Source organism: Candidatus Pelagibacter sp. PS_02, assembly GCF_059418065.1.
The window spans coordinates 1,315,075-1,334,420 of the sequence record NZ_CM182079.1; the positions used below are offsets into that span (position 1 = coordinate 1,315,075).

Consider the following 19,346-nt stretch of genomic DNA (forward strand, 5'->3'; position numbering starts at 1 on the left):
TTGAAATTACAGAATGGGCTTTAGCCCATTTTTTTTTGGAGCTAATAAACTTATGTTAAATAGAAGATCAGATAAATTAGAATTATTAAGAATTGCTGAAGCAGTTGCTTTGGAAAAGTCTATAGATAAAGAATTAATTATAGATTCCATGGAAACGGGAATTGCAAAAGCTGCCAAATCAAAATTTGGACAGGACAATGAAATTAAAGTTTTAATAGACAGAGAAAGTGGTGATATTGGAATTTTCAGAAAATTAATTGTTGTAGAAAAACCAGAAAATACAAATACAGAAATTAATCTTCAAGATGCAATCATTTTAAATGAAGCAAACAAAGATAAAAAAATTGGTGACGAAATTTTACAACCGCTTCCCTCTTTTGATTTTGGAAGAATAGCTGCGCAAACAGCAAAACAAGTTATTAGTTTTAATGTAAGAGAAGCAGAGCGTGAAAGACAATACAATGATTTTATAGATAAAAAAGATTCAATTCTAAGTGGAATTGTTAAACGTCTAGAATTTGGAAATGTGATAGTCGATTTAGGCAGAACTGAAGCAATTATTCAAAAAAATGAAATGATCCCTCGAGAAAACATTAAAGCTGGAGATAGAGTTAAAGCTTATTGTTATGATGTTAAAAGAGAAGCTAGAGGACAACAAATATTTTTATCAAGAGCACATCCAAAATTTATGGAAAAATTATTTGTTCAAGAGGTTCCTGAAATTTATGATGGTTTAATTGAAATCAAATCATCAGCAAGAGATCCTGGTAGTAGAGCAAAAATCTGTGTTAAAGCAGTTGATACTTCATTAGATCCAGTAGGAGCTTGTGTCGGTATGAGAGGATCAAGAGTTCAAGCAGTGGTTAACGAATTACAAGGTGAAAAAATTGATATTGTTAATTGGTCTGAAGATCCAGCAATAGTAGTTTCAAATGCATTGTCACCTGCTGAAGTTCAAAGAGTAAATGTTGATAGTGTTGCAAAAAAATTAGATGTAATTCTAACAGAAGAAAATTTAAGTAAAGCAATTGGTCGTAGAGGTCAAAACGTAAGACTTGCTACTAAATTATTAAATTACGAAATTAATATAATGACTGATGCAGAAGATTCTGAAAGAAGACAATCTGAATTTAAAGAAAAAACTGAAAACTTTGTTAAAAATTTAGAGTTGGACGAAACATTAGGACAATTACTTGTTGCTGAAGGTTTTTCTTCAATCTCAGATATTAAAGATAGCTCACCAGAAAATTTAATGAAAATTGAAGGTATAGAGGAAGACACTGCGAAGGCTTTGATTGAAAGAGCAAAAGAGTTTTACCAAAAAGATCAAGAAGATATTACCCAAAGAATTAAAGATTTGGGACTTCAAGATGATCTTATAAATCACAAAGGACTGACACCAGGAATGTTAGTTACTTTAGGAGAGCAAAAGATTTTAAAATTAGGAGATTTTGCAGACCTAGCTTCTGATGAATTAACAGGTGGTTATGATGTTGTGAAAGGTGAAAGAATTAAGATTCAAGGATACCTTGAAGATTTTGCTTTATCAAAAACAGAAGCGGATGAATTAATTATGTCTGCAAGAAGCATAATTTACAAAGATTGAGTAATGAAATATGGAAAACAAAAAAACAAAATTAACACTGTCTGGCATAGCCAAGAAATCGATAGAGAATATAGAGTTAGCAAAAACTCAAAGTAAAAATTCCGTTGTAATTGAAAAAAAGCCCAGCAAATTCGCACCTAGAAGTAGCTTTACTAGACCTGCTAGTGTTAGGTCAAAACCAGCAGTATCAACAACAAGTAGTTTCCCTCCAAGAACCACATCAGCACCTAAACCGGCTTCTCCAATAACTAATGATTATGAAAAACGTAAGTTAGCTGAACAAAGAGCAACTAGAAGATTGAAAGGGGATACAGGTAAACCTGAAACTAAAAAAAGAGAATTAAAATTAACAGTATCAAGAGCATTAAGTGATGAGATCGAAGCAAGATCAAGAAGTATGGCTTCGCTTAAAAGAGCAAAATTAAAAGAAAATAGAGAACTAACTAAAGAAGAAATTCAAGAAAGCTTAAAGCCTGTAAAAAGAGATGTAAATATTCCTGAAGCTATAACAGTGAGAGAACTATCTAACAGAATGGCTGAGCAATCAAGCAATGTAATTAAACATTTATTTGGAATGGGTGTTACAGTTACTATTAATCAAACATTAGCAGCAGATACTGCTGAATACTTAGTAAAAGAATTTGGTCACAATCCGATTAGAGAAACAAAAGCAGAAGAAATTATTCAAAAAATAAAAGAGTCTAGATCTGAAAATTTAAAGAATAGACCACCAATCGTAACTGTGATGGGCCACGTGGATCATGGAAAGACCTCGGTATTAGATGTTTTAAGAAGTGCGAATGTTGTCTCTGGTGAATTTGGTGGAATAACACAACACATTGGAGCTTACCAAATACAACATGAATCTAATAAACTGACTTTTATTGATACACCAGGTCATGCTGCATTTACAGAAATGAGAGCTAGAGGGTCAAAATTAACAGACGTTGTAGTATTAGTAGTTGCTGCAGATGATGGTGTTAAACCTCAAACAATAGAATCTATAAAACATGCAAAAGCTGCGAACGTTCCAATTGTTGTAGCAATTAACAAGTGTGATCTACCTGAAGCAGATCCACAAAAAATAAAGAACCAACTTTTAGAATATGAACTTATTGCAGAAGATCTATCGGGAGATACTTTAATGGTTGAAATTTCTGCAAAAAATAAAAAGAATTTAGATAAGTTAGTAGAGTCGATTGTTCTACAAGCAGAAATTTTAGACTTAAAAACTGACTTTGAATCTAAAGCTACAGGAATTGTTTTAGAATCTAAAATTGATATTGGCAGAGGAGCTGTTGCAACAGTTGTGGTTACATCTGGAACAATTAAAAAAGGTGATTTCTTTGTTAGTGGATTAAAATGGGGAAAAGTAAGAGCTTTAATTAATGATAAAGGAGAAAATGTTAATGAAGCACCACCATCAATGCCAGTTGAAATTCTTGGAATTAATGGAGCGGCTAAATCTGGAGATGATTTTATTGTACTAGATTCAGAAAAAGAGGCAAAAACATTAAGTCAGAATAGAGCAGAAGAAAGCAAAACTGGTGGAAGTCCTTTAACTTTTGCTACTCAAGACTCAGCTTTTGCTGATAAGTCAGCGGCAGAATTAAATATTATCGTAAAATCAGATGTTCATGGATCTGCAGAGGCAATCAAAAGTGCGATTAATCAAATTACCCATGATGAAGTAAAACCTAAAATAATTTTATCTGATATTGGAATGGTAACAGAAACAGATGTAACTTTAGCAAAAGCATCTAACGCTGCACTAATTGCATTCAATGTTAAACCAAGTAAGGAAGCAAAAAAATTAGCAGAAAATGAAAAAATTGTAATCTCTTCTTATAATATTATTTATGAAGTTTTGGATTATATTAAATTAAGAATGTCAGGACTTCTTGCTCCAGATGTTCAGGAAAAAATTATTGGTACAGCTCAAATTTTAGAAATTTTCAAAGTTTCAGGTACAGGAAAAGTTGCAGGCTCAAAAGTAACTGAAGGTGAAATAACTAGTGGCGCAAGTGCTAGGGTAGTAAGAGATGGAGCAATTATTTATACGGGTAAAATAAGTACTATTTTTAGAGAAAAAGATCAGGCAAAACAGGTTAGTAATGGCCAAGAGTGTGGAATAACGCTTAAGGACTTTATAGATTTCCAGAAAAACGATACAATAGAGGCCTTTAGTACGACCACAACGGATAGAACAGTATAATGGCTGATAGAATAGGAAAACCAGTATCACAGAGACAATTGCGTGTTGGAGAGATGATTAGGCAATCTTTAGGCATGATTTTTGCCAGAAATGAAGCTAAGGTCCCGAATTTAGAAACTAACACTATAACGGTTACTGAAGTAAAAATGAGTCAAGACCTTAAAATTGCAAAAGCTTACGTATTACCATTAGGCGGTAAAGATACGGAGCTAGTTATTAAAAAATTAAAAGAATATTCTTTCTTAATTAGAAAAGCTTTATCTAAAAAAATAATTATGAAATATTTACCAAAAATACTTTTTGCTAAAGACGACTCATTTGAGTACGCAGAAAAAATAGAAAACTTAATAAAACAAACAAATAAATAGGAAAATAAATAGTATGACGAAAAAAGCAGAAGAATTAAAAATGCACGAGAAGGACACTGGTTCTTCAGAAGTACAAATTGCATTATTAACAGGAAAAATTGAAACTCTTTCAGCACACATTAAACAATTCAAAAAAGATAAACACTCTTCAGTTGGATTATTAAGAGCGGTAAATAGAAGAAAAAAATTGTTAGAATATTTAAAGAAAAATAAATTTGATTCTTACAAAAATGTATTAACTCAATTAAATTTAAGAAAATAGACAGAAGGAAACGGAAAATAGATGTTCAAAGTATACAAGAAGGAAATTGAAGTAGCAGGTAAGAAGATAAGTTTAGAAACAGGTAAAGTAGCAAGACAAGCAGACGGAGCAATCATTGCTTCATGTGGTGAAACAGTTATTTTAGCAACAGTAGTAGGAGCCAAAAAAGTAAATCCAGATATGGATTATTTTCCTCTGTCTGTAAATTACCAAGAAAAATATTATGCAGGTGGTAAAATTCCTGGTGGATATTTTAAAAGAGAAGCAAGACCAACTGAAAGTGAACAATTGATTTCAAGATTAATTGATAGACCCATCAGACCTTTGTTTCCAAGTGAATTCAAAAACGAAGTTCAGTTGTTACCAACTGTAATTTCATATGATAAAGACAACCAACCAGATATTTTAGCAATTACAGCTTCATCAGCTGCATTAGCCATTTCAGGAATGCCATTTATGGGGCCTGTAGGTGCTTCAAGAGTTGGTTTAATTGATGGAAAATACATATTAAACCCATCAAAAGCTGAGTTAGAAAACTCTACTTTAGATTTAGTTGTGGCTGGTACTAAAGATGCTGTGCTTATGGTTGAGTCAGAAACGTCAGGTTTAACAGAAGAAGTAATGTTAGATGCAGTTAAATTTGGTCACGAAGGTTTTGTCCCAGTAATCGAAATGATAGAGGAACTTGCAAAAGAATGCAGGAAACCAGAATGGACTGTTGAAAAAAAAGATTTATCGGAAGTTAAGAAAAAACTTGAAGAAAACTTTACAGAAGATTTAACTAAAGCTTTTGCAGCAATAGACAAACAAGAACGATCAAATCAAATTTCAGAAATTTCTGATAAAGCAAAACAACTTTTTGCAGATGATGAAAATTACTCTGATTTCAATGTTAATGATGAATTAAAAAATCTTGAAAAGAAAATTGTTAGAACTGATATTCTTAAAAATAAAAAAAGAATTGATGGCAGAGGCTTGGCTGATGTAAGAGCTATTGAGTGTGAAGTTGGTGTTTTACCAAGAACTCACGGATCAGCTTTATTTACAAGAGGTGAAACACAAGCGATTGTGGTTACTACTTTAGGTACATCTGATGACGAACAAAGATTGGAAAGTTTAGATGGACAGCATAGAGAAAGATTTATGCTTCATTACAACTTCCCTCCTTTCTCAGTTGGTGAAACTGGAAGAATTGGAACTGGAAGACGTGAAGTTGGTCATGGAAAATTAGCATGGAGAGCAATTAACTCTTCATTACCCCCAAAGGAAGAGTTTCCATATACTTTCAGAATAGTATCAGAAATTACAGAATCCAATGGTTCTTCATCAATGGCGAGTGTTTGTGGTGCATCTCTTGCACTTATGGATGCTGGAGTGCCAATTAAAGAGCCAGTTGCAGGTATTGCAATGGGGTTAATTAAAGAAGGCGATGACTTTAGTGTCTTGTCAGATATTTTAGGTGATGAAGATCACCTAGGAGATATGGACTTTAAAGTTGCTGGAACTAAAGATGGAATTACTTCGCTTCAAATGGATATTAAAATTACAGGTATCACATTTGAAATCATGGAGCAGGCTTTAAAACAAGCAAAAGAAGGAAGAATTCATATCTTAGGTGAAATGAATAAAGCTTTAAGTGAATCAAGAGCTGATGTTGGTGAACACACTCCAAAAATGGAACAAATTACTGTTGATAAAAAAGATATTGCAGCTGTAATTGGAAAAGGTGGAGCAACGATTAGAGAGATTGTTGAAAAATCAGGCGCTAAACTAGATGTAAACGATGAAGGTGTGGTCACTGTTGCTGCTCCGGACGAAGAGTCTAGAAACATTGCTATGCAAATGATCAAAGACATCACAGCAAAAGCTGAACTAAATAAAATTTACTCAGGTAAAGTAATGAAGATTATGGAGTTTGGAGCATTTGTAAATTTCTTAGGCAAACAAGATGGTCTTGTTCACATTTCAGAACTTGCTACTAAAAGAGTAGAAAAAGTTACTGATATTGTTAAAGAAGGTGATGAAGTAAAAGTTAAAGTGATTGGTTTCGATAGAGGTAAAGTTAAACTTTCTATGAAACAAGCTGCTGAATAATTTTTAAATTAAAATTCTAAACCCCTGGAATGAAAGTTCTGGGGGTTTTTTTTTATGGGGCTTTTATTAAAAACCTTACACACTCTTTTGTTTTGCTGGAAAGTATTCTACTTCTGAAAAACGATCTGTCGGAAAAATCCAATAAAACTCAAGGGTTTCTTTTCCATTATTTTTTAATGCATGTTCAGCATTTCCAGCTATATAAACTACATCGCCCTTTTTAATTGTCTCAAATTCACCTGATTTATTTAATATTCCTGTACCACTGGTAACTACATATATTTCCGCTGGTGAGTGATAATGAAGGGTTAAATCTCCACCAGGCGCTATTTCAGCAAAACCAAGGGATAAACCAGAACTACCATCAAAATCTGCATCAATTAAAAATTTCCACCTTACTCCAGGATACTTTTCAGTTGATGACCATTCTTGACTTAAAACAGAAGCAAGATTTTTTACAAAAATCATTCAAAATCTTAGCTTATGTTTTATTTTTTTTAAATATAAATTATTAAGTCTAAAAAATTCTTCCAAATTTTTTTAACTAAATTTAACTATATTTTAAGTAATATTTTTAGGATCTGGCATTCCAACCTTGTTGTATCCAGCATCTACATAATGAATTTCACCAGTAACACCATTTGCAAGGTCGCTTAATAGATATAATGCTGAATTTCCAACATCATGAATATCTACGTTTCTTTTAAGGAAAGAATGATCTTCATTCCACTTGTATAAGAATTTTGCATCTCCAATAGCAGAAGCTGCTAAAGTCTTAATGGGTCCAGCACTTATAGCATTCACTCTCATGCCTTTAGCACCTAAATCTCTTGCAAGATACTTAACACTTGCCTCAAGAGCTGATTTACAAACACCCATTACGTTATAATTTGGAATAGCTTTAGTAGATTCGTAAGTTAAGGTTAACATGCTTCCACCTTCTTTCATTATTTTAGATGCTTCTTTTGCAACTTCTGTAAATGAAAAACATGAGATTAACATACTTCTTAAAAAGTTTTCTCTAGTAGTGTTTAAATACTCACCTGATAATTCTGATTTATCTGAAAATGCAACTGCGTGAACCACAAAATCTATTTGTCCCCATTCAGATTTAATATCTTCAAAAAGTTTTATTACTTCTTCTTTATTCTCAACATCACAACTAAATGTAGCTTTTGAATTTAATTTTTCTGCTAAAGGGATTACTCTTTTCTTTAATGCATCACCAAGATAAGTGAATGCAAGTTCTGCTCCAGCTTCTGCAAGTTTCTGCGAAATACCCCAAGCGATAGACCTTTCATTGGCAACGCCCATGATTAATCCTCTTTTGCCTTTCATTAAACTCATTTAAACCTTTTCAAAAATTAAAGTTGCATTTGTTCCGCCAAAACCAAAGCTGTTAGACATAACAGAGTTTAATTTAACATCTGTTTCAGTTTTAGTAACGATTGGGAATTTTTTTGCTTCATCATCCATTTCAGTGATGTTAGCTGAAGCTGTGATAAAATTATTTTTCATCATGATTAAACTATAAATTGCCTCATGAACTGAAGCAGCACCTAGTGGGTGACCAGAAAGGGATTTAGTAGAACTTATTTTTGGTACCTCAGCACCAAATGCTTCTCCAACACCTCTAAGTTCTGTTATATCTCCAACAGGAGTTGAAGTTCCGTGAGTGTTTAAGTAGTCCATTTTATTCTTAGCAGTTGCTAAAGCCATTTTCATACATCTAACAGCACCTTCACCAGATGGGGCTACCATATCATACCCGTCAGAAGTCGCGCCATAGCCTGTTAATTCAGCATATACGTTTGCACCTCTTGCTTTTGCATGCTCGTATTCCTCAAGCACCAAAACTCCACCACCACCTGCTATTACAAAGCCATCTCTAGTCTTATCATAAGCTCTAGAAGCAGTTTCAGGTGCATCATTGTATTTAGAAGATAATGCAGTCATCGCATCAAACATTGCAGTCATTGCCCAGTGTAATTCTTCACTACCACCTGCAAACACAACGTCTTGTTTACCCATTTGAATTAATTCACTTGCATGACCGATACAGTGTCCGCTAGTTGCACACGCAGAACTCATCGTATAATTAACTCCTTTAATTTTAAAAGGTACAGCAAGAGTTGCTGAAGATGTACTAGCCATAGTTCTTGGAACAATAAATGGTCCCATTAACTTTGGAGTTTTGGCTCTAGTCTTATCAACTGATAAAACAACATTCTCTATTGAAGGACCCCCAGAACCCATAACTATTCCAGTTTTAAAATTACTTATATCCTTATCCTCTAATCCTGAATCCTTAATAGCTTCTTTCATTGCAATGTAATTATATGCAGATCCAGAGCCCATAAATCTGATAGTTTTTCTATCGACATGATCTTCAAGTTTAATATTTGGTTTGCCATGAATGTGGCTTCTTAAATTATGCTCTTTATATTCCTCGCAAAAAGATATTCCAGATTTTGAATTTAAAAGAGATTGATAAACTTCTTCTTGATTATTCCCCAAACAAGAAACAACTCCCAAACCTGTAACTACTACTCTTCTCATTATTTAAATAACCCCACTTTTAAACTTTCTGCTGAATATATTTTCTTGTCATCGGCAAATACTAAACCATTTGCCAAACCAACTGTTGTTCCACCTGGTGCCATAATTTTTTTCATATCAATTTCATATCTTACATTTTTAACATTTTGTAAAACTTCACCAGTGAATTTTACTGTACTCACACCTAAAGCTCTCCCTTTGCCTGGATTGCCAAGCCAACCAAGATAAAAACCAACTAACTGCCACATAGCATCCAAGCCAAGACAACCTGGCATAACAGGGTCTCCTTTAAAGTGACAATCAAAAAACCAAAGGTCTTTTTTGATATCAAGCTCCGCTTTTAAAGAGCCTTTGCTAAAAGTACCATTGTCCTCGTTGATTTCTGTTATTCTATCAAACATGAGCATTGGTGGAAGCGGTAATTTTGCATTACCTGGGCCAAAAAGTTCTCCATTTCCGCAGCTTATTAGCTCATTATATGTGAATGAGTTTTTTTTCATAAATTTCAGTCCCTTAATACTTGATTTATGATGATTATAATATAGAAATAGTTTAGAATTATTATAAACAACAATGAATAATATTAATATATACAAAGAAAAACTGAGAGAATCTGGCTTAAGACCAACTAGACAAAGGTTAAAAATCTGTGAAGTATTGTTTTCACCTGAAAAAACTTTTCATTTTACGATAAATGATTTGACCAAAATTATTGAAGAAAAGTTGAGTGAAAAAATTTCCCTAGCAACAGTTTATAATACAATTCATGCATTTAAGAAAAAAGGATACTTAAAAGAAATTTCAATTAATAGTGATAAAAGTTATTTTGACACTAACGTAACTGAACACCATCACTTTTTTGACGAAGATACAAATGAGTTGATTGATTGTAGCAACGAAGAAATTGATTCAGTGAATATAAAAAGAAATATCACAGGAAAAAAAATAAAATCAGTAGAAGTATTGATTAAAGTTGCAACTGATAATCAAACTCAAAAATAATTCAATAATTTCAATAATTTAATAATTACATTAAAATAATTCTAAACTGTTGACTTACAGTTTAGAATGATTATATGTGCACCATAATCATTAAGGAGAAAAATATGTCATTAAAAGGAAGTAAAACAGAAGAAAACTTAAAGGATGCATTTGCAGGTGAGAGCCAAGCAAACAGACGTTATTTATATTTTGCTCAAAAAGCAGATATCGAAGGCTATAACGATGTAGCATCTGTATTTAGATCTACAGCCGAAGGTGAAACAGGTCATGCACATGGACACCTTGAGTATCTTGAAGAAGTTGGAGATCCAGCAACGGGACTACCAATTGGTGAGACTAAAGCAAATTTAGCTTCAGCAGTACAAGGTGAAACTCATGAATATACAGACATGTACCCAGGTATGGCAAAAACAGCTAGAGAAGAAGGTTTTCCAGAAATAGCTGATTGGTTTGAAACTTTAGCAAAAGCTGAAAAATCACACGCAGGTAAATTCCAAAAAACATTAGAATCTATTGCGTAAATAAAACTTAATTTATGGTGGGGTTTTCCCCCACCATTAAATCCTAAAATTTTAAATATGAGTAAAGAAGGCAGTATAGACGCACCCATTAGACACCCAATCAATTTTGAGCATCCAGATTTTTTAGATCCTAAAAAATTAGATGATGAAATGAGAAGAGCATTCGATATCTGCCATGGATGTAGAAGATGTTTTAATTTATGTGACTCGTTTCCAAAATTATTTGACATGATAGATGAGTCAGAAAATGAGGATGTAGAAAGTTTAAAAAGTGAACAGTTTGAACCTGTAGTAGATGCTTGCACATTGTGTGATATGTGTTTTATGACCAAGTGTCCTTATGTACCGCCACATGATTTTGATTTAGACTTTCCTCACTTAATGTTGAGATACAGAACAGCTCAAAAAAAATTAAATAAATTACCTGCAGTACCGGCACAATTAGCTCGAATTGATAGAAATGCAAAAATTGGTGTAATGTTATCATCACTTATAAACTGGGCATCAAACATTAAAAATACATTTTTTAGAAAAATATTAGAATTAGTTGCTGGAATTGATATGAGGGTTAAGCTTCCAACCTACAATTCAGAAACATTTACAAAATATTTTAAAAAAAATAATATTCCAGTAAACAGTGAAGCTCCATCTAAAGATAGAAAAGTTGTAATTTATTCAACATGCTTTGTTAATTTTAATAAAAAAGACACTGGTGTAGCTGCATTAAAAGTTTTAAAAAAAAATGGAGTAGAGGTTCAAGAGGCTTACCCAGGTTGTTGTGGAATGCCTTATCTCGAGCAAGCAGATTTACCAAAAGTTGTGGAGCAAGCTAAAAAAGTTTCCAAAGATTTATTAGAGTGGGTAGATAAGGGTTATCAAATTATTACTCTAACAGCCAGCTGTGGTCTAATGTTAAAATTTGAATGGCCATTGCTATTACCAAACGATGAAAATATTAAAAGACTTTCAAAAAGTGTTAGTGATATAGATGAGTATATCGTTGATATAGCACAAAACGAAGGCTTAGCAGAGGGCTTACAAGAAATTGATGGCGGGGTTACAGTTCACAACGCTTGTCATGCAAGAGCACAAAATATGGGTATTAAATCTAGAGATATGCTTAAATTCATTCCTAATATAAAAATGGATGTTGTTGAAAGATGTGCTGGTCACGGAGGAACTTTTGGTGTGATGAAGGAAACTCACGATCTAGCTATAAAAGTTGGAACACCAACAGCAAAACAAATTAAAAATAAAAATAATAAATACATGGCTTCAGATTGTCCTTTGGCAGGTAAGCATTTGAAACAATTAGAAACAGACACAAATATTTCAAATGATGAGGCACTTCATCCTATCGAATTAATGGCAAAAAGTTATAGATTGTAATTATGAGTAAAGAAAAAAGACTAATAGAAAAAGAAGACTTACTACCATCTGATGTTTACGCAAAAAGTAGAAAACAAATCAGAAAAGATTTAGTTGAGTTTAAAAAAGATAGAAGAATAGCACTTGGTCCTTATGCTACTTTTTATTTTGAAAGTTTTGAAACTATGGTTGCCCAAGTTCAAGAAATGCTTCACATCGAAAAAGGTGGAGATGAGCAATTAAAAGATGAATTAATAGCCTACAATCCCTTAGTACCAAGTGGAAAAGAACTTATAGCAACATTAATGTTTGAAATTGATAATCCAATTTCAAGAGCTAAATTTTTAGGTAAAGTTGGAGGTATCGAAGAAAAGGTATTTATGAAAATTAATAATGAAATTGTTAAAGCAGTTCCAGAAGCAGATGTTGACAGAACATCAGCAGAAGGAAAAGCTTCTTCAGTACAGTTTATCCATTTCAAATTAAATGGTGATCAAATTTCTAAATTTAAATCAGATAGTGCAACTATTGAACTTGGGATTGATCATAAAGAGTATACTCACACAACAAAACTATCAGAAAATAGCATTAAATCGCTATGTGATGATTTTATCTAATAGAACCCCAGATATTTTCAGTTTTGACCCAGCCTGAATAATCTTCAGTTTTTACGTTACACCATATATTTTCACATTTTTTTAAGATTAATAGTCTTCCCTTTTCTAGTTTGGCTATTGGTTTTGAAAAGTTAGATGGTTTTTTATATAAAATTTTATCTTCTAAAATAATAATAGAATTTGATTTTTTAATCTGAGAAATGTGGATCCATCCACTATTATTTTTTAAATCTACAATTCTCCTAAAATTTTCTTTTTGATCTATTTGTTTTATCGGTAAATTTATTTTTTTATAAATATATTTGATTTTTGAATCAAAACTTGGTCCATATCGAACATTTACTTTACTTTTTTTTAAAGAAAGAAACTTTTCTTCTGCCATTGAAAATTGACCAAATAAAACTGATAGACACAAAAACCAGATAGCTATTTTTTTTATCATTTACAAAAACAGTTTTTTCTTTTTTTAAATTTAACTTTTCTAAAATTTAATTGTAATAAATCTAAGATAAAAATATATCCATCAAGACTTTTTCCAATACCAAGTATTTTCTTTAAAACTTCATTTGCTTGTATTGTTCCAATTATACCAGCAACAGTGCCAAGAATACCTTCTGACTCGCAATTTAATAAGTCATCTGAAATATCAGAGTCTTGAAAAAAACATCTTAAACATGGAATTTTTTTATTTTTAAAATTAAAAGTAAATATATGACCGTCAAATTTACTTATGGCTCCGGTTACAAGTATTTTTTTAAATTTATAACAAAAATCATTTAATAAAAATTTTGTTGAAAAATTATCAGAACCGTCAACTATATAATCATAATCTTTTATAATTTTCTTAAAGTTATTTTTATCAAGTCTTATTTTGTAAATTTTAATTTTAATACTTGGGTTTATTTTTTTAATTTTAACCCTTGCTACTTGAACTTTAAATTTTCCTATATCGCTGGTGTTATAAAGACTTTGTCTGTGCAGATTAGATAAACTAACTTTATCATCATCAACTATACCTATCGAACCAACCCCAGCTCTTGCAAGAAATTCTGCAACAGGAGATCCTAAACCACCCATTCCAACAATTAAAACTTTTGAAGATATAATTTTTTTTTGTCCAATAGTGCCAATATCTTTTAGTACTATTTGTCTTGAGTATCTTTCTATTGATGCTTTTTTTAATTGGCTATTCATTTACCTGTTGAGCCAAATCCACCGTCACCTCGCAATGTATCAGGTAAATTATCTGTTTCTTCAAACTCCATCTTAATTACAGGCATTAAGACCATTTGTGCTATTCTATCTTTATTGTTGATAAGGAAATCTTCTTTACCATGATTAAAAAGTATAACTTTAATTTCTCCTCTATAATCACTATCAATTGTCCCCGGAGTGTTTAAAACTGTAATACTTTTTTTAGCAGCCAAACCAGATCGAGGACGAATTTGAACTTCATAATCCTCTGAAAATGCCATTGAAAGCCCTGTAGGAACCAAATATGAGCTATTAGGTGCTATTCTAATAGGCTCCTCTATAAAAGCCATCAAATCCATACCTGAAGCACCATCTGTTTTGTAAGCAGGTAATTCTACTTTAGGATTTAATTTTTTGATTAATACTTTAGCCACTGAATTTTAATTTAATCTTTTAATAACTCTATCTACTATTTCATCAGAAATTTCAGATTTACTTTTTATTGTAAGCCTTTCATCATCCATATTTTTATCTCTATAATAAATCGAAACTTCATTAAAACTAGAGTCAAATCCAATTGCTTTATTGGAAACATCATTTGCAATTATCCAATCACAGTTTTTTTCATCTAATTTTTTTTTTGCATTTTCTTCTATATTATTAGTTTCTGCAGCAAATCCAATTACCAACTTTGGTCTAAGAGAATTATGTTTTGATACATAATTTAAAATATCAATATTTTTTTCTAGTTCTAGATTTAATTTTTCTTGCTTTTTAATTTTGCTATTACTTATTTCTTTAACTTTAAAGTCAGCAACAGCTGCTGAAAAAATTGCTACATCTGTTGGTAAATTATTTTGTGCAGCTTTAAACATTTCGTCTGCAGTTTCTACTTTAATTAAGTTTATATTGTTGCCTACTTCTAAATTTGTAGGTCCAGAAATTAAAGTGGTTTGAAATCCTTTTTTAGCAAATGCTTTTGCTAAAGCATAACCTTGTTTTCCAGAAGATTTATTTGTTATAAATCTTACAGGGTCAATATATTCATTAGTTGGTCCAGCCGTTACTAAGGCTTTTAATTTATAATTTTTACTTAATTCACTAAAGTATAAATTAATTTCTTGAACAATATTATCTGGTTCAGTCATTTTCCCTTCACCAAATTCTCCACAGGCCATATCTCCAATTTCAGGACCTATAATTTTATAACCAAATGATTTTAATTTTTTAAGGTGTTCTTTCGTCGATGGATGGTTCCACATTCTAACATTCATTGCTGGTGTTAAAAAAATATCTTTATCTGAAGCCAAAATTACAGTTGAAGCAAGATCATCTGAAGACCCTGTGCTTAATTTTGAGATTGTATTAGCGGTAGCTGGAGCTACAACAATTAAGTCTGCCCATCTAGATAGTGAAATATGATCCATTTCAGCCTCATTTTCAGGGCTAAATAAATCGTCATAAACTTTTTCTTGAGATAGTGAGGCAACGGACAAAGGAGTTACAAATTCTTTAGCACTTTTAGTAAGAATAGTTTTAACCTTTGCACCTAATTTTTTTAATGATCTGATTAATTCTAAACTTTTGTAAGCAGATATGCCACCACATATTATTAAAAGTATTTTTCTTTCAGATATATTATTCATTGTGAGAATTAAAATACTACTAGACCAAAAATTACAAGCAGTAATAAACCAACAATAGACTGATTTCTAAAGGCAGTCATTTCAGATCTCTTTTCATTTAAGGCTGTAAATGAATTTGAATTTTGGGGGATCTGCCCACTTGCTAAAAATGATAAAGCTTGATTGGCTTTATCCATAATCTCTGGAAAATCAGGCAATCTTTTAATTACCTCAGTAGTACTTTTTAAACTTTCATTTAAGGTATTAATTGGATCTTTTGTTTCTCTTAACCAACTTTCTAAAACTGGTTTTGAAGTTTCCCATATATTGGTATTAGGGTTAAGTTTTCTCGCAACACCCTCAACCACTACCATTGTTTTTTGTAACATTAATAATTGAGGTTGAGTTTGCATATTAAATTTTTCAGTAACTTCAAAAAGTTGTTTTAATAATTTTCCCCCAGAAATATCTTTTACAGATTGACCAAAAATTGGTTCACCAATTGATCTTAATGCTTGTGCTAAATCATTAACAGGCACATCTTTAGGAACTAGACCAGCAACCAAATGTACCTCAGCAACTTTTTTGTAGTCTCTTTGAATAAATCCAAATAAAATTTCAGCTAAAAATCTTTTGCTAAGATTGTCTAATCTTCCCATTATTCCAAAATCTATAGGAACAATTTGCCCATTATCGTCAATAAATATGTTTCCTTGATGCATATCAGCATGAAAAAAACCGTCTCTAACAGCATGTCTTAAAAAATGCTGAATTACATCAGAGGCTATTCTCTTAGTATCTATATTTCTTTTTTGTAAATCTTCTGTTTCACGAATAGAAACGCCTTCTACCCAATCAAGTGTCATGACATTTTCGCTTGTAAAATTCCAATAAATAGCAGGAACTCTAAAACCTGCATCATTCTTTGTATTTTCGGCATATTCATTTGCAGCTGCTGCTTCAAATCTTAAATCCATTTCTAAATTAGTTATTTCTTTAAGAAGAAAAACTACTTCTACCAATTTCAGCCTTTTTGTTTTTTTTATAAATGACTCAACCATAAAAGCAAAAAGCATCAAAGCATCTATCTCTTCATTAAATACTTTTTTTATATTTGGTCTTAAAATTTTAATAGCAACATCTTTTATGGTTCCATTGTCATTTATTTTTGCTTTATGAACCTGTGCTATTGAAGCTGCTGCAACTGGTTCACTTAAATCAATGATTGAATTGAAAGTATCATCTCCTAGGTCTTTTTTAATTATTGCCTTTGCTTCAGTTAAAGTAAAAGCGGGCAATCTATCTTGTAAGCCCTCTAACTGTTTTGCTAAATCATCTCCGATAATATCAGGTCTAGTAACCAAAAATTGTCCTAACTTAATAAATGTAGTTCCCATTGATTGTAGCGACTTAGAAAGTTTTGCTCCTTCATTTTCGTTTAAATTATTTTTATTAGGTGGAGAAAAAGAAAATGAAAGTATTTGGAAGAGAATCTTAATTGCTAATGGTGGTTTTTTAAATTTAGAAAGAATAGTTAATATATCAGAACGAGCTAATTTTCTTCCTAATTTAAATAAGATGAATATTTTTTTTAACATTAGATTTTCCAGCCTGAATGAATAGCTACAATTCCACCTGATAAGTTTCTATAACTGCAGTTAACAAATTTATTTTTATTCATTAAATCAATTAACTCTTCTTGATTAATAAACTCTTCAATACTTTTAACCAGATATTCATAAGGTTCTTTTTGTCCAACTATAGCTTTTCCAACTAAAGGAATAAGTTTTGAATAATTTTTATATATAAAGTCTAAATTAGAGTTTTGAATTTTAGAAAATTCTAAACATAAGTAACGACCTCCTGGTTTTAAAACTCTATAAGCTTCTGATAAAGCTTTATTTAGATCTTTAGTATTTCGTAGTCCAAAACTAATTGTATAATAATCACAAGAATTATCTTTAATAGGCAACTTTTCAGCTGGAGCAATTATCCAATTGATATTTTTATAAGTATTTAACTTTTCTTTGCCTTTACCAATCATCCCTTTATTTGGATCAACGCAAAATATTTCACCATTTTTATCAGTTGCATCTAAAAAAAGTTTACCAAGATCTCCAGTTCCGCAGGCGACATCAATTAAAGTTTTATTATTTGAAGGGTTCATCCAACTTAATAGATCTTTTTTCCAAATTCTATGAACACCCAATGACATAAAGTCATTCATTAAATCATATTTGTCATAGACATTATCAAAGACACTTTGGACAAGGCCCTTTTTGTTTTGGAGATATTGCTGCATATTAAATTTATTATTTATTGATAATATAGTCTCAAATGCCAGAATTACCAGAAGTAGAAATAGTCAAACAATCGCTATCTAAAAAATTAGAGCATAAAAAAATCAAAAAAATAATAATTACGAATAGAAATTTAAGGTTTAAAATTCCTTTAAAATTTGAAGAATTATTAAAAAATAAAATTATTAAAAAAGTAACTAGATTTTCAAAGTATTTGATCTTGAATTTTTCTGATCAATCTTTTTGTTTAATTCATTTAGGGATGTCTGGAACTGTTCATTTAATAAAAAAAAATAATATTAGTAAGTTTACCAATACTAGTTTTTATAATTCACCAAGCCTACCAAAAAAACATAATCATGTTGAAATTCATTTTAAAGGTTTAAGAGTTATATACAATGATCCTAGAAGATTTGGATTTTTTAAATTTATAGAAAACAAGAAGGAACTTGAAAAAAGATTTAGTCATTTAGGACCTGAACCATTTTTTAAAAATTTTAACTTAGAATATTTAATTGGTTATTTCACAAATAAAAAAAAGGATATAAAAAGTTTCTTATTAGATCAAAAATTTGTATCAGGAATTGGAAATATTTATGCTAGTGAAATTTTATTTTTATGTAAAATTAATCCAATTACCTATGCATCAAAGTTAACTAAGCAAGATTGCAAAAAAATTATTACTTATTCAAAAAGTGTACTTAATAGGGCTATTAAAAAAGGAGGGTCAAGTATTCGAGATTTTAAAAACATCACTGGAAAAAGTGGAAATTTCCAAAAAGAATTTAGGGTGTATCAAAGAGAAAATCTAAGCTGCTTAAGAACTAAATGTAATGGGAAAATTCAGAAAATATTTATATCTAATAGGTCAACATTCTATTGTAATACATGCCAAAAATAGGGAATTATTCTATTGACCAGTATAAATTCTCAAGCTATACCACTGCGCTTATGGCAAACACAAAATCAGCAATTAAAAGAATTAGAAGAATTGCTACACAAACATTGGTTAATAAGGCTCGTAAGAGCAAGTACAGAAATGCTATAAAAAAAATGAACCTTCTTTTGGTAGAAAAGAAAAAAGATGAAGCTCTAAAATTCTTGCCAAAGTTGAACTCTGAGTTAATGAAAGTTGCAAAAACTGGAATTATAAAGAAAGCAAATGCTTCAAGAAACATTTCGAGAATAACAAAGAAAATTTCAGGCTTATAATAAATTTATACGACTATTTTAAATTTCAACTAATAATACTTACATCATATAAGAAATCAAATTTTTAGATTAACTATATATAGATTTAGTAAAACAATAAGAAACATAATTTATAAATCACACAATCATAGATTTTAAATTTGTAAAACTTAATCGTTCAATCAAACAACACTGTGGCAAAATAATTTTTAAGATTTAAAACAGACCACCTCTTGGTTGTAATATTATATCAGCTTAGAGAGAATATTCCCGTTTGAAATGAATCACCTATAGATTTAATTTATTTTTATTTTTACTAAATTATTTATTGCAAATATTAATTTTATTTATTTTTGCTTTTACAAAATTATTTATTGCAAAAAAATTATTTTGCTTCTAACTGACCTTATTCCTACAAATTTTT

At 30.9% G+C, this 19,346-nt stretch carries 21 protein-coding genes; 11 read left to right on the forward strand and 10 right to left on the reverse strand.

The genetic code is table 11. The features are described 5' to 3' along the window. The first annotated feature begins 52 nt into the window (after nt 1-52). The 5 genes from nusA to pnp are packed head-to-tail and all read left to right on the forward strand — an operon-like array spanning nt 53 to nt 6,545. Nucleotides 53-1,606 carry a transcription termination factor NusA gene (gene nusA, locus AC5SL4_RS06990; RefSeq protein ID WP_494587326.1) on the forward strand — a complete coding sequence of 518 codons (1,554 nt, stop codon included), beginning with the start codon at nt 53-55 and terminating at the stop codon, nt 1,604-1,606. A gap of 10 nt (nt 1,607-1,616) precedes the next feature. After that, entirely contained in the window at nt 1,617-3,821 is a 2,205-nt protein-coding gene (infB, locus tag AC5SL4_RS06995) for a translation initiation factor IF-2 (protein ID WP_271480380.1), read from the forward strand. After that, on the forward strand, nt 3,821-4,189 hold the full coding sequence (rbfA, locus tag AC5SL4_RS07000; protein WP_271480381.1) for a 30S ribosome-binding factor RbfA: 369 nt from the start codon (nt 3,821-3,823) through the stop codon (nt 4,187-4,189). Before infB ends, rbfA begins: the two co-directional genes overlap by 1 nt. A gap of 13 nt (nt 4,190-4,202) precedes the next feature. Further along, on the forward strand, nt 4,203-4,451 hold the full coding sequence (gene rpsO / locus AC5SL4_RS07005) for a 30S ribosomal protein S15 (RefSeq protein WP_006997516.1): 249 nt from the start codon (nt 4,203-4,205) through the stop codon (nt 4,449-4,451). A 21-nt stretch (nt 4,452-4,472) separates the two neighbouring features. Continuing rightward, the gene (pnp, locus tag AC5SL4_RS07010; protein WP_494587327.1) at nt 4,473-6,545 is read left to right on the forward strand and encodes a polyribonucleotide nucleotidyltransferase; all 2,073 of its coding nucleotides are present in this window, start codon (nt 4,473-4,475) and stop codon (nt 6,543-6,545) included. A 75-nt stretch (nt 6,546-6,620) separates the two neighbouring features. Here pnp and AC5SL4_RS07015 read toward each other — a convergent pair whose 3' ends face one another. The 4 genes from AC5SL4_RS07015 to fabA form a co-directional block, all read right to left on the reverse strand. Further along, a complete protein-coding gene (locus tag AC5SL4_RS07015) occupies nt 6,621-7,013 on the reverse strand; it encodes a cupin domain-containing protein (protein ID WP_271564422.1) in 393 nt (130 codons plus the stop codon). Nucleotides 7,014-7,106: 93 nt separating this feature from the next. Beyond that, on the reverse strand, nt 7,107-7,892 hold the full coding sequence (locus AC5SL4_RS07020; RefSeq protein ID WP_006997513.1) for an enoyl-ACP reductase FabI: 786 nt from the start codon (nt 7,890-7,892) through the stop codon (nt 7,107-7,109). Beyond that, nucleotides 7,893-9,104, reverse strand: a complete 1,212-nt coding sequence (gene fabB, locus AC5SL4_RS07025; RefSeq protein WP_494587328.1) for a beta-ketoacyl-ACP synthase I — start codon at nt 9,102-9,104, stop codon at nt 7,893-7,895. After that, a complete protein-coding gene (gene fabA, locus AC5SL4_RS07030) occupies nt 9,104-9,604 on the reverse strand; it encodes a bifunctional 3-hydroxydecanoyl-ACP dehydratase/trans-2-decenoyl-ACP isomerase (RefSeq protein ID WP_494587329.1) in 501 nt (166 codons plus the stop codon). The genes fabB and fabA overlap by 1 nt, the downstream gene beginning before the upstream one ends. 73 nt (nt 9,605-9,677) lie before the next feature. Here fabA and AC5SL4_RS07035 point away from each other — a divergent pair, with 73 nt between their 5' ends. The 4 genes from AC5SL4_RS07035 to AC5SL4_RS07050 all read left to right on the forward strand — a co-directional run bounded on the left by AC5SL4_RS07035 (nt 9,678) and on the right by AC5SL4_RS07050 (nt 12,612). Continuing rightward, nucleotides 9,678-10,106, forward strand: coding sequence for a Fur family transcriptional regulator (locus AC5SL4_RS07035; protein WP_006997510.1), 429 nt, complete (start codon nt 9,678-9,680; stop codon nt 10,104-10,106). 104 nt (nt 10,107-10,210) lie between these two features. Beyond that, nucleotides 10,211-10,627, forward strand: a complete 417-nt coding sequence (locus AC5SL4_RS07040) for a rubrerythrin family protein (RefSeq protein WP_006997509.1) — start codon at nt 10,211-10,213, stop codon at nt 10,625-10,627. 57 nt (nt 10,628-10,684) lie between these two features. Beyond that, nucleotides 10,685-12,016 carry a (Fe-S)-binding protein gene (locus AC5SL4_RS07045; RefSeq protein WP_006997508.1) on the forward strand — a complete coding sequence of 444 codons (1,332 nt, stop codon included), beginning with the start codon at nt 10,685-10,687 and terminating at the stop codon, nt 12,014-12,016. Nucleotides 12,017-12,018: 2 nt separating this feature from the next. After that, entirely contained in the window at nt 12,019-12,612 is a 594-nt protein-coding gene (locus AC5SL4_RS07050; protein ID WP_494587330.1) for a DUF3501 family protein, read from the forward strand. Here AC5SL4_RS07050 and AC5SL4_RS07055 read toward each other — a convergent pair. Genes AC5SL4_RS07055 through ubiE form a run of 6 tightly spaced genes read right to left on the reverse strand, consistent with a single transcriptional unit; the run spans nt 12,605 to nt 17,733 of the window. Beyond that, entirely contained in the window at nt 12,605-13,054 is a 450-nt protein-coding gene (locus AC5SL4_RS07055; RefSeq protein ID WP_006997506.1) for an SH3 domain-containing protein, read from the reverse strand. The genes AC5SL4_RS07050 and AC5SL4_RS07055 overlap by 8 nt on opposite strands. Continuing rightward, the gene (locus AC5SL4_RS07060) at nt 13,051-13,806 is read right to left on the reverse strand and encodes a HesA/MoeB/ThiF family protein (protein ID WP_494578106.1); all 756 of its coding nucleotides are present in this window, start codon (nt 13,804-13,806) and stop codon (nt 13,051-13,053) included. The genes AC5SL4_RS07055 and AC5SL4_RS07060 overlap by 4 nt, the downstream gene beginning before the upstream one ends. Beyond that, nucleotides 13,803-14,240 carry a dUTP diphosphatase gene (dut, locus tag AC5SL4_RS07065; RefSeq protein WP_006997504.1) on the reverse strand — a complete coding sequence of 146 codons (438 nt, stop codon included), beginning with the start codon at nt 14,238-14,240 and terminating at the stop codon, nt 13,803-13,805. The genes AC5SL4_RS07060 and dut overlap by 4 nt, the downstream gene beginning before the upstream one ends. A 6-nt stretch (nt 14,241-14,246) precedes the next feature. Then, nucleotides 14,247-15,452: a bifunctional phosphopantothenoylcysteine decarboxylase/phosphopantothenate--cysteine ligase CoaBC gene (gene coaBC, locus AC5SL4_RS07070; protein WP_494587331.1), complete on the reverse strand. Its 1,206-nt coding sequence runs from the start codon at nt 15,450-15,452 to the stop codon at nt 14,247-14,249. 8 nt (nt 15,453-15,460) lie between these two features. Continuing rightward, nucleotides 15,461-17,029, reverse strand: coding sequence for a 2-polyprenylphenol 6-hydroxylase (ubiB, locus tag AC5SL4_RS07075; RefSeq protein ID WP_006997502.1), 1,569 nt, complete (start codon nt 17,027-17,029; stop codon nt 15,461-15,463). Next, entirely contained in the window at nt 17,029-17,733 is a 705-nt protein-coding gene (gene ubiE, locus AC5SL4_RS07080; protein ID WP_011281685.1) for a bifunctional demethylmenaquinone methyltransferase/2-methoxy-6-polyprenyl-1,4-benzoquinol methylase UbiE, read from the reverse strand. Before ubiE ends, ubiB begins: the two co-directional genes overlap by 1 nt. Nucleotides 17,734-17,768: 35 nt before the next feature. Between ubiE and mutM the strand changes: the two genes are divergently transcribed. Together mutM and rpsT are read left to right on the forward strand one after the other, a co-directional pair. After that, a complete protein-coding gene (gene mutM, locus AC5SL4_RS07085; protein ID WP_494587332.1) occupies nt 17,769-18,632 on the forward strand; it encodes a bifunctional DNA-formamidopyrimidine glycosylase/DNA-(apurinic or apyrimidinic site) lyase in 864 nt (287 codons plus the stop codon). Between the two features lie 50 nt (nt 18,633-18,682). Beyond that, nucleotides 18,683-18,943, forward strand: coding sequence for a 30S ribosomal protein S20 (rpsT, locus tag AC5SL4_RS07090; RefSeq protein ID WP_026362696.1), 261 nt, complete (start codon nt 18,683-18,685; stop codon nt 18,941-18,943). Nucleotides 18,944-19,346 lie beyond the last annotated feature (403 nt).